Source organism: Marinobacter alexandrii, from assembly GCA_039984955.1.
GTDB lineage: Bacteria > Bacteroidota > Bacteroidia > Cytophagales > Cyclobacteriaceae > Ekhidna.
In genome coordinates, this window is record JBDWTN010000007.1 from 1,872,727 (window position 1) to 1,888,696 (window position 15,970).

The 15,970-nt window shown below is 38.4% G+C and carries 13 protein-coding genes; 3 read left to right on the forward strand and 10 right to left on the reverse strand.

The window, feature by feature from the left end:
* Positions 1-233: 233 nt before the first annotated feature.
* From ABJQ32_14485 to ABJQ32_14495, 3 genes are all read right to left on the reverse strand, one after another.
* Positions 234-1,043 (reverse strand): M48 family metalloprotease, encoded by an 810-nt coding sequence (locus ABJQ32_14485; protein ID MEP5290855.1) that lies wholly within the window; start codon positions 1,041-1,043, stop codon positions 234-236.
* A 174-nt stretch (positions 1,044-1,217) separates the two neighbouring features.
* Positions 1,218-2,078 (reverse strand): helix-turn-helix transcriptional regulator, encoded by an 861-nt coding sequence (locus tag ABJQ32_14490; protein MEP5290856.1) that lies wholly within the window; start codon positions 2,076-2,078, stop codon positions 1,218-1,220.
* Positions 2,056-2,874 carry a type II CAAX endopeptidase family protein gene (locus ABJQ32_14495; protein MEP5290857.1) on the reverse strand — a complete coding sequence of 273 codons (819 nt, stop codon included), beginning with the start codon at positions 2,872-2,874 and terminating at the stop codon, positions 2,056-2,058. The genes ABJQ32_14490 and ABJQ32_14495 overlap by 23 nt, the downstream gene beginning before the upstream one ends.
* Before the next feature lie 72 nt (positions 2,875-2,946).
* On the opposite strand from ABJQ32_14495, the gene ABJQ32_14500 reads away from it, so the two are divergent.
* A complete protein-coding gene (locus ABJQ32_14500) occupies positions 2,947-3,525 on the forward strand; it encodes an N-acetyltransferase family protein (GenBank protein MEP5290858.1) in 579 nt (192 codons plus the stop codon).
* Positions 3,526-3,577: 52 nt separating this feature from the next.
* Here the strand turns inward: ABJQ32_14500 and ABJQ32_14505 are convergent, their stop codons facing one another.
* From ABJQ32_14505 to ABJQ32_14530, 6 genes are all read right to left on the reverse strand, one after another.
* Positions 3,578-4,012, reverse strand: coding sequence for a hypothetical protein (locus ABJQ32_14505; GenBank protein ID MEP5290859.1), 435 nt, complete (start codon positions 4,010-4,012; stop codon positions 3,578-3,580).
* A 266-nt stretch (positions 4,013-4,278) separates the two neighbouring features.
* Entirely contained in the window at positions 4,279-5,199 is a 921-nt protein-coding gene (locus tag ABJQ32_14510; GenBank protein MEP5290860.1) for a polysaccharide deacetylase family protein, read from the reverse strand.
* A 53-nt stretch (positions 5,200-5,252) separates the two neighbouring features.
* Entirely contained in the window at positions 5,253-7,865 is a 2,613-nt protein-coding gene (locus tag ABJQ32_14515; GenBank protein ID MEP5290861.1) for an ABC transporter permease, read from the reverse strand.
* Positions 7,862-8,209 carry a helix-turn-helix transcriptional regulator gene (locus ABJQ32_14520; protein MEP5290862.1) on the reverse strand — a complete coding sequence of 116 codons (348 nt, stop codon included), beginning with the start codon at positions 8,207-8,209 and terminating at the stop codon, positions 7,862-7,864. Before ABJQ32_14520 ends, ABJQ32_14515 begins: the two co-directional genes overlap by 4 nt.
* A gap of 78 nt (positions 8,210-8,287) precedes the next feature.
* A complete protein-coding gene (locus ABJQ32_14525) occupies positions 8,288-10,897 on the reverse strand; it encodes an ABC transporter permease (GenBank protein ID MEP5290863.1) in 2,610 nt (869 codons plus the stop codon).
* Positions 10,894-11,232: a PadR family transcriptional regulator gene (locus ABJQ32_14530; protein ID MEP5290864.1), complete on the reverse strand. Its 339-nt coding sequence runs from the start codon at positions 11,230-11,232 to the stop codon at positions 10,894-10,896. The genes ABJQ32_14525 and ABJQ32_14530 overlap by 4 nt, the downstream gene beginning before the upstream one ends.
* Before the next feature lie 332 nt (positions 11,233-11,564).
* On the opposite strand from ABJQ32_14530, the gene ABJQ32_14535 reads away from it, so the two are divergent.
* Together ABJQ32_14535 and ABJQ32_14540 are read left to right on the forward strand one after the other, a co-directional pair.
* Positions 11,565-11,894 carry a hypothetical protein gene (locus tag ABJQ32_14535; protein MEP5290865.1) on the forward strand — a complete coding sequence of 110 codons (330 nt, stop codon included), beginning with the start codon at positions 11,565-11,567 and terminating at the stop codon, positions 11,892-11,894.
* 90 nt (positions 11,895-11,984) lie between these two features.
* Positions 11,985-13,349, forward strand: a complete 1,365-nt coding sequence (locus tag ABJQ32_14540; protein MEP5290866.1) for a sigma-54 dependent transcriptional regulator — start codon at positions 11,985-11,987, stop codon at positions 13,347-13,349.
* Here ABJQ32_14540 and ABJQ32_14545 read toward each other — a convergent pair.
* Positions 13,324-15,891: an ATP-binding protein gene (locus ABJQ32_14545; protein ID MEP5290867.1), complete on the reverse strand. Its 2,568-nt coding sequence runs from the start codon at positions 15,889-15,891 to the stop codon at positions 13,324-13,326. The genes ABJQ32_14540 and ABJQ32_14545 overlap by 26 nt on opposite strands.
* Positions 15,892-15,970: the final 79 nt, after the last annotated feature.

The window sequence follows — 15,970 nt, forward strand, 5'->3', positions numbered from 1 at the left end:
AGACGAGAGTAACCCGTAATAAACTTTCTCTTCGAAAGGTCAGAATTATTCGACAAAATGTGAAGTGCTCTTGAAAATATTCAATCTTTTGCCAAAAGAAAGTTGATTTAGTAATAGTCTAACTTAAAATATTTCAAAATAACTTTCTATATCCAGCCCAGACTAGTCATTCACTAGCTTTCAGAAACGATGGACTTTCTACCTGCAAAAGTTCAGTTTACAAATGAGAATTATTAGTTGATCAGCGTCTGCTTAAATGCATCGAAATCGGAAACTGCATCATCTCCAATAGTGGTGTCGCATCCAATTTCAGCAGCTTTGGCATTGATATCTTCTACTCGGTTATCAGGGCTAGGGTGTGTACTTAAAAATTCAGGTTGCTGAGCTGCATTACTCTCTAGAAGTTTTGCAAAAAAAGCGGCCGCTCCATTACAGGCATAGTCATTAACATCTGCGAGATAAAGTACTGAGAAATCATCTGCTTCCGCTTCTGCATCCCGACTAAACTTTAACGTGCCTAGCGATGCAGCTATTTGACTTAAAAGTCCAGGATCTCCTCCTGTAATTACACTCAATAGCACACTAACACCGTATTGCCTTTGCAGTTGTTTTGAGCTATGCCTTTGATCAGCATGAGCAATCTCATGACCCATTACACCAGCTAAATCATCCTCTTTTTCAAGAAAGAAAATCAAACCAGTATACACATAGATTTGACCTCCGGGCGTAGCAAAAGCGTTAAGCGTCTCTGAATCATCTATAATATTGACTTTCCAAGGAAACTCAGTTCGATACGTAACACTATTAGATGCCAAAATTGAATTCATCATGTTTTCCAAATACTCATACGCTTCGACATTAGAAGCTCGATTCAAAATTGGAAATTGATCTGGCATGCTTTCTATTTCACCAGCCACCTGCTGACCAAGTGATATGTCGTTATTGATACTAAATAAAACTATGTCTCCATTCTTATCACAGGAGACAGTAATACCCATAATAATGATTAGAAGAAACAGAAAGTAAGATTTATAGTTTTTCATTTTAGTTCTTGTTTTTCAGAAGCTACACCCATCTGTTTTTTACAATCAGACAGGCCTAGATATGCTTTTTACGGCTTCCACAAAATTACTTCTTCTTAAGACCCTATTGCAATTGGTCAACGAAGGATATAATGCGCTAATCCAAAAAATCTCCCAAAGAACCTGTATCCCATATCAAATTTCCTCTTTTCGTACTAACTGATCTGCCTTGGAAAGTAGAACTATCTCTACAATAAGTACCGCAGGAAGAAGGACCAAACCAATAAAGGAAAATATGAGGGTCATATAAGCTATGCCGTAAGCTATTTCAAGCCTTCCGGCCACTTTTGCAATACGGCCCATCCCGTCTTGAAGTCTGATTAGTCCCATCCCAAGAATGATACCAATAGCGCCAAAAGGAACCACTGAAAAAGCGCCCATAGTATCAATTATATCCAGATAATTAGGAGACGTTAGTGTGATTATGATTTCTGCGGAATAAATAAATGTAATTGTCGCTATAGAAATGTAAGAGGCAATTTTGAGTAATTGATTTTCAAACAAAATACTAAGTGAAAGAAATCCTCTGGTGAATAGAAAAAAGGAAACAATGATAATCACCTTAACCAATACAGCTACCGCAAGGAGAGGTATTGAACTTCCTTGACTCTCGATGTGGACATTTACACCGATTTCTATTATCCCAATTAGCAAATAAATAATTCCGGAAATCCAGGCTGGTGTTAAGGCATTTTTTTGTTCTTGCTCGGATGCGCTTATTAGCAGCATGTTTTTAAATGTTTCAATTGAAAATCGGTTTTCAGCATTCACATTGAATGACCCAAACCAATCTTCCACATTCTCACCTAGTGCTTCGAGCAGAATCTTTATCGTTATGGTTCGTGGGGTTACAGCACCAGATTCAATTCTCTGAATAGTGCGAACGCTTACATGAGATTTCTCTCTCAATTCTAATTGAGTAAACCCTTTTTCAACTCGGATGTCATAAAGCTTTTGACCAAGCTTTGGTTGATTAATTGGATTGAGTTTTCCCATGAGTTTTCCTTCTATAGATATAAGTAAAAGCCACCAATGCGATAAAAACTAGAAGCTGTATTGCTACCCCAAAATACTCATTTGATTTTAACATTTCATCAGTAGGCGAGCCCGCAAAGTCGATAGTCCATATTGTAGGAATCCAATATTTGTTGCCTATAGCTGCAAGTGACAAGTTTAACCCAAAATGAAAGCCAGTAGGAAGAGCAATGCCTTTTGACTTCAATGCCATCAAACCGAATGCAAAACTCCAGATTCCAGGCCCTATAAATGATGCCATTAATGACCATCCACCAATGTAGTGGTAGAGAGCAAAAAGTATAGACATTGTGATTTGGGCTGTCCATACTCCATAAGATTCATTTAATTTAAAAAATGGATAGGATCTGAATGCCAGCTCCTCCATGAAGGCTAATGGTATTAATGATAAAGACATCAATGCAAACTGTCCTAAGTCAACTTTGGCTAGGCTGATTTCCAACCCACTATACCATGCCTGCAATAGGAATAATGCAGTACACAAAACGACTCCAATGACAGCTCCTTTCAGAAATCTGATCGGCGTACGTTTCTCAACTTTTAAATGATAATTACCCCATGTTTTTTTATCTACTTTTAAGAACATGAATATAACTGCCAATGCCGAGAGCGAGCCAACAACACCATAAGTAAACCTCTCATTCTGATTTAAGAACAAAGGACTTATACTTGTCAAAGCTACCATCCATAAAAGCAAGGAGAATAGTATTGGAACTCCGAATGAGATTAAAATGATTTTTACATTCTTATAAGTCATAATTTCTATTATTTGATTGATTGCAATGCTATTAGCTTCATATTCAAATGATGAATTTGTGATGCGACATTGATGCGACACTTCAGAAAAGGTTTGAAAATCGCTCAAATTCAATCAATTTTAAAAAGTATAATTCAAGTAGATAATGTCTTCTTTGAAATGATCCGATCTGCAGAACCAAAAGATTCCAGTGAAATTGTAGAAATCTACAATCACTTCATCCTACACACTCATGCTACCTTCGAGCTGGAGCCTATCACAGCCAATGAGATGACTTTGAGAATAGAAAAAGTCCAACAGGAATTTTTGCTTCCATGGATTGTATTAGAGATCGAAGGCCAGGTTGTTGGTTATGCATATGCAACACAATGGAAAGCAAGACAGGCATATTCAAAAACCACCGAAACCTCAGTCTATCTTCATAAGGATCAAGGAGGAAAAGGGTACGGAAAGATGCTTTATTCACACCTACTAGAACAGCTTAAAAGACTCGGCTTTCATGCCATCATTGGCGGCATGTCATTGCCCAATGCACCCAGTCAGGTCTTGCATGAAAATCTGGGGTTTAAAAAAATTGCTGAATTCAAAGAAGTAGGCTACAAGTTCGATCGATGGATAGATGTAGGCTATTGGGAACTGATCCTTGATTAGCTCATTCTTGTCAGTTCTAAGCTATATGTTGGAAACAGGAGTCGCTATTTTTTTATTCACTTATCGTATACTGATCACCATTTTTCTCAATGGTAATAACGTCTATTGGCGTATTAAGACTACCGTTGCTAGGAGGAGCTGATTGCGTAGTTCTAAATAATTCATTTCCTTCTGATGTGACTATAAAGGAATAATTCACAGTTTCGCTTCCTGTGAAATAAAAAATATTTGCCTCGTAAGTTCCGTCTGCATCATCGTTCGAAATTTGCAAAACCTCTCCAGGTGTTTCAGACTCTGAAATACTAACACGCTCACCTTGCAAATCCAGAGATAAATCCAAATCGACTGAATTAGGAGTCCACATAAGGTTAATGGAAATCATATTTGATGAGGAAGGCATAGCCTCAGGGTCATCTGAGTCATCATCAGAACAGCCCATAAAAATTAATAAAAAAGGTAAAATAGATAGTCTAATAATTTTTGCCATTGCTTTCGTGTTCAATACAATCTATAATAAACAGGTTACGTCGATCACTCCCTCATAATGATTGTGAAATACTTTTAGAATTTTTCGAGGGGACAGAATTTAATGTAGGCTTTGGTTCATTTTCGTACAAAATCTAACTTCGGTATCCGATTTTCTATCTAAGGTTGCCATTCGTTTATTTCCTTTCAAAAAAGTGTCTCGATCAGTCTATCAATGACATCCATCTTTAGACTGCAATGCAAAATCTATGTCAGTAGTTTGATAACTTATTGTTGCGGTTCTTTGATAAACTCTGGAGTCACCGCCTCTCCTTTGAAAAAATCACCTTTTAGACCTTTACTCATTCCCCACCGATGAATCCATGAAATACCCCAGTCGTCAAATATTGTAACCTCTAACTGATAGGCTGGATACTTTAGGGCTGCTTCCTGAGAAATGAATTCATAACCTTTCTCTTTATATATATCTAGTAATTCATCTAAATAATGCGCATTCAACAGGTTGGCGTGGATAAGTAGGATATGATCCATATTTCTTCCCAGTAGATCATTGGATGCCTTTTCATAATATTCCTGCTGAAGAGTCATGTATTCCAAATACGATTCTGCTACCTTCAGCGCTTGCTCTTTATCTCCTTTTCTGATTGCTACTGCATAGGCTTTTGCAAATAAATATTCTTCATTGTCAATAGTGACCGGCGCTTCGATATAGCCATTTGATTGAAGAAACTCTTTTAGCGAGTTGCTGGTCTCTTTCGTCGCACCACTTCTAAGATACGGATGACGGAAATACTGCACTTTCCTTTGATACTTTTCCGATAGCGGCTTTATAATTTGCTCCCCTTTCAAAATGTCCTCTCCAAATGCTTCCAGGCTATTTTTATGGTAGTTCATATGAGAAAACGAGTGATTCCCAAGCTCGAGTCCAGATTTGAGCCACTGCTCTAGATATGCCACTCTTTGCTGATCCAGCACTCCATCTTTGTATAGTTTACCCTCGTTCACATATCCTATCGCAGGAACTTCATACTTGATAAAAGTCGCAAGTAATCCATCTGTGATTTCCGCTCGATTATTTAGCCCGTAATGAACGGCCGGAAGATCATCGACGGTGACACACATTCGTCTATTTTGAGCTTCGCAGTATCCAAGAAAACAGATAAGAATTGTGAATAGTGTTGTCTTCATACCGCAATTATAACTATACAAATAGTTTTATTACTATCAAAATAGTAATAAAGCTATTCTGATCGCAAAGCATCTACCGGATTCCCTAATGAAGCTTTCAGCGAATGATAGCTCACAGTGAACAAAGCGATGAAGAACCCCCCAATAGCAGCAATGGCATACATCCACCAAGTAATCTCAATTCGATATTCATAGTTTTCCAGCCATCCGTTTAGAAAGTAGGATGCCGCAGGAATGGCCAATACAGATGAAATCACCACTAGCAATGAAAAGTCTTTAGATAGCAATTTCCAAAGTGTAGGTATGGATGCACCCAACACTTTTCTAATCCCAATTTCTTTGGTGCGCTGCTCCACGATGAAGGCTGATAAGCCAAATAAACCCAGACAGCTTATTACAATGGCCAGCCCACTAAAGAAAGTAGCCAAACTTCCAATCTTTTCTTCTGATCGGAATTTGGTTGAATACGCATCATCAACAAACTCATAGTTAAATGGATGCCCCGGTAAAATCTTCTCAAATGCTGCCTGAATCTTCGGGATTGCTTCTACATATCGTACACCCTTTTTCATTCGGATAAATGAATAGCTTTCGGCATCTTCACTAGCAAAAAGCATCAAAGGCATTGGTGGTTCGTATGGAGATCCTTTGATCATATCCTTGACTACTCCGATGATCGTTAGTTCTTTCTGTCGATCACGCATTCCTCTCTGGGAAATCAATCGTTTTCCCACTGGATTTTCCAAGCCCATTTGCTCCACAGCAGACTCACTGATAATGATATTTTGTGTTTCATCTCCATGCTCTCGTGAAAAGTCTCTTCCTGCTAATAACTCCCACTTGGTGGCTGCACCGTATTCCGGGGTAACGAAAATGGTATTGAATGAAAAAGAGTATGCAGCGTCATTTTGCTCCAAGCGAAATCCACCATTGTTTCCAAGCGTATTCATCAATGGATAATTGGCAGATGCCATTTCTTCAACCATTCCTGTCTGTTTCACTGTTTCACGCAACACATCAAATTTTTTGTAGAATTCACTTGAGCGTCCTCTGACTGTAATCAAATCTTCCTGATCGTAACCAACCGGCCGAGACTTAGCATGCTGAATTTGATTATGTACCGTGAAGGTTCCTATCATCAATAAGATAGAAATAGCAAACTGAAAGACGACCAGAATTTGCCTTAGTCGAACACTTGCTTTCCCCTGTCTCAAGGTGCCGCCAAGTGCTTTCAACGGGCTGAATGAAGAAAGGAACAGCGCCGGATAGCTTCCAGCAACAATGGCAGAAAACAGAGTGAAAAAGATCCCTATCAGCCAAAACTCCGGAACGTCCCAAGGTAAGCTTAAGTCTTTGTCGGAAATGCCATTAAACCATGGAAGAATCAACCAGGTAACTAGAATAGATACCACAAAAGATACTGAAGCATAAAGCACAGACTCGGCTAAAAACTGTGATACCAATTGTTTTCTTTGTGATCCTACCGTTTTGCGAATCCCAACCTCTTTGCCTCGACTTTGATAACGTGCCGTGTTTAGATTCATGAAATTGATACAAGCAAGCATGAGCACGAAGATGCCAATGGCTCCATATAATCTAATAAAAACAACTCGATTACTGGTCATCTGGCTTCCATCAACAGAGTTAAAATCAGCTTTAAGTCGCCAATCTTTCATGGGGAGAAGGAGCAAGTCCATTGGCCCATTTTCCTCTGAGATGTTATCTGTCAGTGCGTCCTTAATGATTGCTGAAGCTTCTTCTGCTTCAACTCCATCGTTTAATTGTGCATATATTTTCGTATTGTAGTTGTTCCATGTTGGTGGGCTATCATCATTATAAATCAGCTCCATAGAGAGTATGAAATCCATGTCGGAGAAAGTAGAATTGAGTGGAATATCCTTGTATACACCATTTACAATCAACTGCGTTGATGTATTAATCTGCACAAACTCGCCAATGGGATTTTGATCGATGAAAAGAGTTTTAGCCAGTGACTCAGACAGAAGCACTGCTTCTTTATTTTCTAATGAAGCCTGTCCCGCTATCATTTCAAGAGAAAGCATTTCGGGAGCATCGGTAGAAAAAAAGTATCCTAAACGCTCCAATGACTGTTTTCCGACGGTTACCACCAACTGCTGGTTTCTATAGAAAGTAATAGCTACTTTCTGGAATATAGTTGGATAGGTTTGTTTTAAATGCTCACCCAATTTGCTCACGTGAGAACTGTTGACCTCTATCTCTCCATTTTCCATCTCTTTTCTAAGCACCTGCACGATGCTCTCGTAGTTTTTGTGATGCGTGTTGAATGAGAGTTCGTCATGAATCCACAAGCCGATGAGGGTAGTGACTATCATACCCATGGCAAGTCCACCAATGTTAATAGCTGAAAATACCTTGTTCTTTTTGAGAATGCGATAGCTGATTTTGAAGTTGTGCTTGATCATAGTCGGAATAATTGAGTTTGACTTAAAAAATTTGAAAGCAAAAGGTCGGAGGTAATTGAAGACTTGATACCAATAGTTGAGCTTTGCTCGTCTCAATGATTTTTTTTCTATAGTCCAGTAGAATTTTTCATCAAGATCGCCGAGTACCTCTTCTGCTAATTCCTTTTTTAAGAATAGAAGTAGAAATTTCTCAGCTAGTTTTGGTGGCCTTAAATTGTTCACCCAAAAACAAAGTTGAGTTTACCTTCTGCAAAGGCAGGAAATTGATTCCAAAGTGTCATTTTGAGCTCTCTGGAAATCTCCAGTGCCCGCTGACCTGTGGCCGTAATGGTGTAGATTCTTTTTCTTCGGCCTCCACGCTCAGCTGATGATTCTCCCATTTTCGAGGTAAGAAATCCTTTTTCCTCAATTCGACTCAGCGTAGAATGTACTGCGCCAATAGAAACTGGTCGTTTAGTTTGAGTTTCAAATTCCTCAGCAATCTTGAAGGCATATGCTTGGTCTCCGAGAATGCCAACGAGCAACAGAATCGTTTCTTCAAAGTCTCCTAGTTTACTTTCTTTCATTTTACTTACTACTAAATTGTAGAACAAATATACGGAGCTTATTTTAATTTGTTCTACATTTTAGTAGTAAACAAGAATTTATTCGTTTCTGAGTGATTCAGTAGGGTTTGATCGTATCACCTTAATGGAGTGCAGAGATACAACAAGCATCGAAATGATAATGAGGCTGACGCTCGGTACCACAAATTCCCAAGCACTCAGATCTATTCGATAACTATAATCTGATAGCCATTTCTCCGAAGACAGATAACTGACCGGAACCCCAACCAGTATCGCAATTGCCAGCATAAGAGAGAATTGTTTACTTAGAAGGATCAATATTTCACTAGCTGAAGCACCAAGCACTTTCCTGATTCCAACTTCCTTGGTTCGCCTTTGCACTTCAATGGCTGCAATGCCTAACAGGCCTAGGCATGAAATGATAAGTGCCAATATGGAAAAAGACTTGAATACAAAAAACATATTGTTCTCCTTGGCATAAAGCTGTTGAAGTCTGTCATTGACAAAACTAAACTGAGTAATCGCATTCGGTGATTTTTCCTTCAGACTAGCTTCAATGTATTCCATGGTTTCAATTGGATTTTCGCCGTTGATCTTAAACAACAAGTTGCCTGCCCAAGATGGCTTAAGACACATGGCCAATGGTGCCACATCGCTGTGTAGTGAATAGTGATTCACGTCTTTGAATACTCCAATAATGGGTCCTTTTTCATCTCTATATTGAGCAATCGTTCCTACCATATTGCGATCCCAGTTTTTAGCTATTTGTTCGCTTACCAGAAAAACGACAGACGTATCCACTTTAGCTCTAAAATTCCGGCCTTCGATCAGTTCCATTCCCATTACATCCAAATAAGCCTCATCGGTCCATAGCATATGGGTCGCACCATAGTCAACTTCGGGATCAGCATCCGCAGGTCTAAAATATTCTCTGCTTAATGGTTCGCCCACTACATTGGATGCAAGTGAAACCTCGCTGATGTTTGAATTTTGCTTAAGCGATGCAAAAAAAGATCGATGGTTCTTGCGAATTTCTTTTCCTAAGTTTCCGTAAGTTTTAAGCGTAACTACCTGATCAGTATCAAATCCTAAATCCTTCTTTTTAATGAAATTCATCTGACGATTGACCACCATTGTAGAGATCAGTATGAAAAGCGAGAGAGTAAATTGAAATACAATCAATCCCTTTCTGAACAAGGAAATACTAGCCTTGGGGTTGACATTCTTTACAATTGACTCGGAAAGCTTTTGTCTGGTAACAAGTAGCGCAGGATACATTCCGGAAAGCACGCCAAGTAAAATAGCTAGCGAGGCAATGAGCATAATATTCGTGGAGACAATAAGCTCAACCCATGTAATGGTCAAGTTGGCCAATGCATTGTAGTATGGTAGGAATATCAGGCATAAGATCAATCCGAGCGTAGCGGCAAGCATCGCCGTGACACATGCTTCTAGCAGCAATTGAAAAACTAGTTGCTTCCTTTGTGCCCCTGCAATCTTGCGTAACCCAATTTCTTTCACACGCTTAAAGGCTAATGTTGTGAAAATATTAATGAAATTGACACTGGCTATGATGATGATGAAAATGGCAAGCGTCCCGAAAATGTAGATATATGTGATGCTACTATTTGGTCCCATTTCACCTGTCCTATTTGACTTTAGATGGATATCTGTCAAAGGCATGACTTCAAAGAATTGACCATTCAAAGCCATCTCCTCAGCAGCCTCCTCATTGAAATAGTGCACGGTAAAATCTGACATCCTTTGCCTCAATTTTGTAACACTTTTCTGATCGTCCAGAAGTGCATAGGAATACATCACCATCCACCCACGTGAACCTGTCCAGTCTTCGGGAATCTGCTCATAAAAAGTAGGCATTGAAACCAAGACTTCTGCCTTTAGGTGAGACTTTTCCGGAAGGTCAGCAATCACCCCTGTGACTTCAAATTTTCGTTTCTCTTCATTAATTTCTATAGATTTCCCAATTGGATTTTCGTTTCCAAAAACCTTTGAAGCGATGCTTTTAGTTAGGACGACTGTATAAGGTTTATCTAGAGATCCTTTTTTAGATCCTTGTAAAAAATTCAAGTCAAAAACGTGTATTACAGATTCGTCTGCTTGAAAAATTCCCTCTGAAATGAATTGTTTTTCTTTTGTCCCAATCACAGAGGCGTTTCCTCCATACTTCGCAAAGCGAGCTACATCTTCTATTTCAGGGAAGAAAGACTTGAGTTCCTCAGCAAATGACGGTGGTGATTGAGCCCAATCTTTACTAGAAGACACACGGAAAATTCTATCATGCTTAGCGTACTCTTTTTCAAAACTTAATTCGTGATTGATGTGGATGAAAATGATCAAGCTTATAGATATTCCAATAGCCAAACCCATCATGTTTCCCAAGCTGTAGACTTTATGCTTGCGGATGTTTCTTAGTGAAAGTTTTATTGAATGTTTTATCATGCTTAGTTGATTAAAGCTTATTGATTGATTAGAAAGCCTACTATTGTAGGTACGTATGAAAAGAATAGCATTCCACACGTAGAATAATTTTGCTTTGAAGATCCCTTTCTCTTGTTTCCAGATGGTAAACATTTCTTCTAGATCCCCAATTATTTCCTGCGTATAGTAAGGGTGACTGTACCATTTTACCAGTCGGACGGCCCACTTTGGGGGAGTTCCATTTTTCATGATTGACCTCCTTCCCAAAGTATTTGCGGCATATGCTGCCACATGTTTTCACGCAGCTGACGTGCTTCATTTATAGCTTTCTTTCCTAAGAGTGTGATCTCGAAAAGACGCTTGGTTCTACCTCCTCTACTTTCGGTAGCTCCTCCCATTCTTGACTCTAAGAATCCTTTTTTCTCGAGTCTTATGAGAGTAGAATGAATAGTACTCAGTGTTGACTTTCTTGAAGAAAACTTCTCTACCTCCTCTTTTACTGACACGCCATATGCATCTTCCTGAAGAATACCGACTGCCAGTAGACAGAGTTCTTCAAACTCGCCAAGTGATGTTCCTTTCATAATACTATTCCCGGTTTCATTTATTTGTTCCGCTTTTGCCAAAGTAATATACGATAAATATTAGATTCGGTTTTGCCGATGTAATAAAATCACATAATTGAGTTTCTGTATTTAGCGAATACTAATTGTAGATGACATCTAATTTTTTTTGTCACATTTTGTAGACATGTGCCTCAGAGTGTTACCATTGTCAACAGACTGTGTACCATATGAAATGATAACAATATTTATATAACTTCCTGATAAATAGTCAGTTATATTTATCCCGCTACGTTGGCACATTATTGTAATATCAGTTATAGAAATTATTCGAAACTAAAATTATTACGATTATGAAAAAGTTAATAGCTAAAAGTCTTTTACTAGTGGCAATGTTTGTGTTTGCAGGTACTATATCGATGAAAGCACAAGATTCAAATCAACCAGCAAACACAGAGCTTCAGCAAGATCAACAAGAGCAGATTGCTATAAAGGATGTTCCAAAAGTGGTGCAGGATTCATTCAAGAAAGATTTTGAAGGCATAAAAATTGAAAAAGCATATAAAGTGAGTGCTAAAGAAGGTATTAACTACATGCTGGTGGTTACTTACGAAAACGAGAAGTGGTCATTAAAATATGATGCAAACGGAAAGTATCTGGAAAAGACTAAAATAGGTTCATAAAGTACGAGATTCATTGCACCTTTTTATGAAGCTTAGCAGACATTGCTAAGCTTTTTTTGTTTACTTACTCAAAGTAAATGAGCTTAGCATATGGCTAAAATATTAGTTGTAGATGATGATCCTTCTTTCAATAAAATGCTCATCACATTTCTAATTAGGAATAGCTTTGAAACAACGGCTGCTCATTCGTCGCAATCTGCCCTGAGGGCACTAGATAATAACTCTTTTGATCTTGTTTTAACTGATTACAAGCTGCCTGATTTTAATGGGTTGGAACTCATTGAAAAAATCAAAAAAAAAGAGCCTAATCTTCCTGTAATTCTTATGACCACTTACAGTGACGTGCGAACTGCTGTAAAGTCTATTCAGTTGGGAGCTTATGAGTTTTTGACTAAACCCGTAAATCCTGATGAACTGCTGTTGCTTGTGCAACGAGTGCTCTCAATGGACAAAAAGCAGGAAGTAAGTAAAGAAAATAAAGCTAGCGCCAATGAGTACATCGCCGGAGATAATGAATCAGGTCGGGAGCTGATTCAGCATATTGAGTTAGTAGCACCTACTAAAATGAGCGTGCTGATTTTAGGTGAAAGTGGTACTGGAAAAGAATATGCCGCACGCATGATTCATCAAAAAAGTAAGCGAAAAAGTAACGTCTTCTTCGCTGTGGACTGTGGTGCTCTTTCTAAAGAACTGGCTCCCAGTGAACTTTTTGGACATATAAAAGGAGCTTTTACAGGCGCATCACAAAATAAAAAAGGAGCTTTTGAACTTGCAAATGGTGGTACGCTTTTTTTAGATGAAATAGGAAATCTCAGTTATGAGGTACAGGTACAACTACTTCGTGCATTGCAGGAGCGGAAAATTCGTAAAGTAGGGGATGATACAGACATCTCCGTGGATGTAAGAATACTGGCGGCCACTAACGAAGCTCTGATGGATACCTCTGAGACAACTGATTTTCGCCTCGATTTATACCACCGAATCAATGAATTTACTTTGAAAATTCCACCTCTCAGGAAACGAATAGAGGATTTTGAAAAGTTTGTGGATCATTTCTTACACCTGTCCTCAAACGAATTGAATAAAGATGCGCCGGCAATTTCATCTGACGTAATGCAAATATTTAAAAATTATCACTGGCCGGGAAATCTTCGTGAGCTAAGAAATATTATCAGAAGGTGTGTATTGCTGAGCACTGGAGATAAAATCACCTTATCTCACTTACCAGAAGAGATAAAAAATTCCATTCAAGATGGTAATGAAAAAACAGCAGGGACGAATCGAGAAAATATTAACAAAGAGGATTTAAAAGCTCTTCAGAAAGAGACTGAGAAAGAAGCCATTATCCGAGTACTGAAGGCCGCTAAATACAATAAGAGCAAAGCAGCAGAAACACTAAATATCGATCGAAAGACTTTGTATAGGAAGCTTAAGAAATATGATATTGATCATTGATCTCTTCAAATTTTCTAATTGCTTTTTCTAGCTCTAAGATAGCTTCATTGGCCAGTTCTTTAGCTCGATCAAAATTTGAAATTTCAACGTATAGCTCAATTGATCTTAACAGTTCGCTTATGTGATGCTGCTTCGTATGTTCATAAGTAGGTATCATCCGGTGAGTCAGCTCCGCTAATTCTAGCCATTTTTCCTGATCGAGCAAGTACTTGTATGACTCCAATTGTTTTTGGTTATTGGTTTTTAGCTCTGCTAGTAGTTCTTTCAGCAATGCTGGGTTATCTCCGGCAAATTTTTTAAGATCACTAAGGTCAATGTTAGAAACGTTTTGTTCACCTTTTTCTTTACTACTAACACTCTCTTTTACAGCCTTATCAGGCAATAGATCTGCAAGAACCAGATCTATTTCTTCTTCTTCATAAGGCTTGCTGCAGATAGCTTGTATATCCATAGACAAAACTTCATTCTTTTGTTCTTTTTGGATATGTGCTGTAATCGCCACTATAGGTTTGTCAAATCCATTTTTGCGACATGATTTTACTAAATCTTCACCTCTCATTCCAGGCATCTTCAAGTCGGTAAACAACAAATCAACTTGCTTTTCATTCTTTTGTAAAAAGCCTAACGCATCAAGAGGATTATGAAAAACTTTCACTTGAGCCTTTCTCCGGGTCAAAATCGTTTTGAGCAGTAGAGCATTCCAGTGATCGTCTTCCACCAATACTATGTATGCATTAGGGAGATTTAATTCCCCAATCTCTTCGGATGGTAGAACCTCAGGCAAAGATCGCTCATCTACTTTTACCATAGGGATGACAACTTTAAAACTACTGCCTTTTCCCTTGTTGCTTTCGGCATGAATGCTTCCTTTCATAGCCTTTGTTAGCCTGTAGCAGATCGCCAAACCCAATCCCGTACCTCCGAACCTGTCTGCAGTATCATTTTCCTCCTGACTAAACACATCGAATATGGCAGATAATTTTTCGCTCGCGATACCAATTCCTGTGTCCGAGACAATAACCGAAAAGTAAAATTTCTCCTTATACCAATGTCCATCAAAAGTCACAGTTATATGACCAGAGCTGGTAAATTTTACGGCGTTGCTAAGTAGGTTGCTTATGATTTGTTTGACTCGAAAAGCATCTCCCAGAAGCCATTGTGGCAATTCATTGGATTCTGTTAGCTTTAGTTTAAGACCTTTTTCTTCAGCATTTAGCAAAAACATCTTTTTGATGTCATTTTTTAACTTCTCAGTAGAAAATGGCGTTTTATTGATATGAAGTTTTCCCGATTCGATCTTCGAGTAGTCCAAAATGTCATTTACGAGCTCCATTAGGTAGCCTGAAGAACCGCTTACAGCGTGCATATACTTTTGCTGACTACCAGAAAGACTGGTATTTTCTAAAATCTTGGTAAATCCTAAAATGCTGTTTAAAGGAGTACGAATTTCATGACTCATATTGGAGAGAAAGCTTCCCTTTATGTTGGCAAGTTTCTCCGCTTTTGATTTAGCTATTTCCAGTTGCTTTCTCAAGTAAGATGCCTTCGTGATATCCTTCGTGATAAATATGAATAAGATACTTCCTATTAGCAAACTGACTACACCTATGATCACAATTACCCTGGTCGAATCTGTAGCCAGGATGAATGCACTCTTGCGTCTGGCGTTTGCTGCCTCACGTTCACTTTTATCCAGATTTGTTATAATGGATCTGATCTGTTTCATAAATATCTGATCCTGTTCAATCATTGCCAGTTCCTGTCTTGTCAGGTTTTGGAGAAACTGCACTTCTTTTCCCTCTGTCTCAGTCAGTATCTTTTTGACTTGCTGCAAAACAGAATCTGGAGAATAGGATTTAATAGTTGCCGTATCATGAGAAGTTCTTTCAAACGTATAGTAATCGTATTCTACTTTGGTGACGGTATCTACTATGTATGAATTTCCAAAAAGTCTTTTTACTGAACTCCAAAAACCCTTAGAGGTATCTTCCCTATTGATTATATGCTTTTTTTCGATGGGCTTTAAGCTTCCAGAAATATCTGTTTTAGAATATACTTTCTGCTCCAGCACAGAAGTATCTGTAGTAGAAGCTTCTATTTGCTCCCTTGCAAGTGTGGTAAAAGCGATCGATTGCCTTTGCCTTTTGAGTACGAAGAATTTATTGAGATAATCAATCTTCTTTTGAAGAATTACATCCAGAGAATCTATTCTTTTCAATTGGGCACTATCATTTCGATTCAGAGTCGCTAACTGATCAATGCCCAGACGGGTTTTATCAATTAGCCCCTGATAGTTTCTTGCTGCAGATATATTTCCTGTAATTATATAGTTCTGAATATAGTTTTCAGCAGAAATAAAATCTTGAAAGGTTGAGTTGATCAGTGCTACTTTTTCATTTGGTTGACTTAGCTGGTAAATAGACCCTGAAAGCTGATCAAACTTGTGGGTGGTCCATAAAATAGCTCCTGCAGCGATTACCGCTGCAATAGACAAGATCAGCCATATCTTAATTTTTAAACTTTTTTCAGGACTTGCAGCCATATTATCAAATCCAGCTTACCGCTTATGTTTTTACTAAAACGAAAGGTTTACATAAGATTGTTATGACCCAGTTATCTTG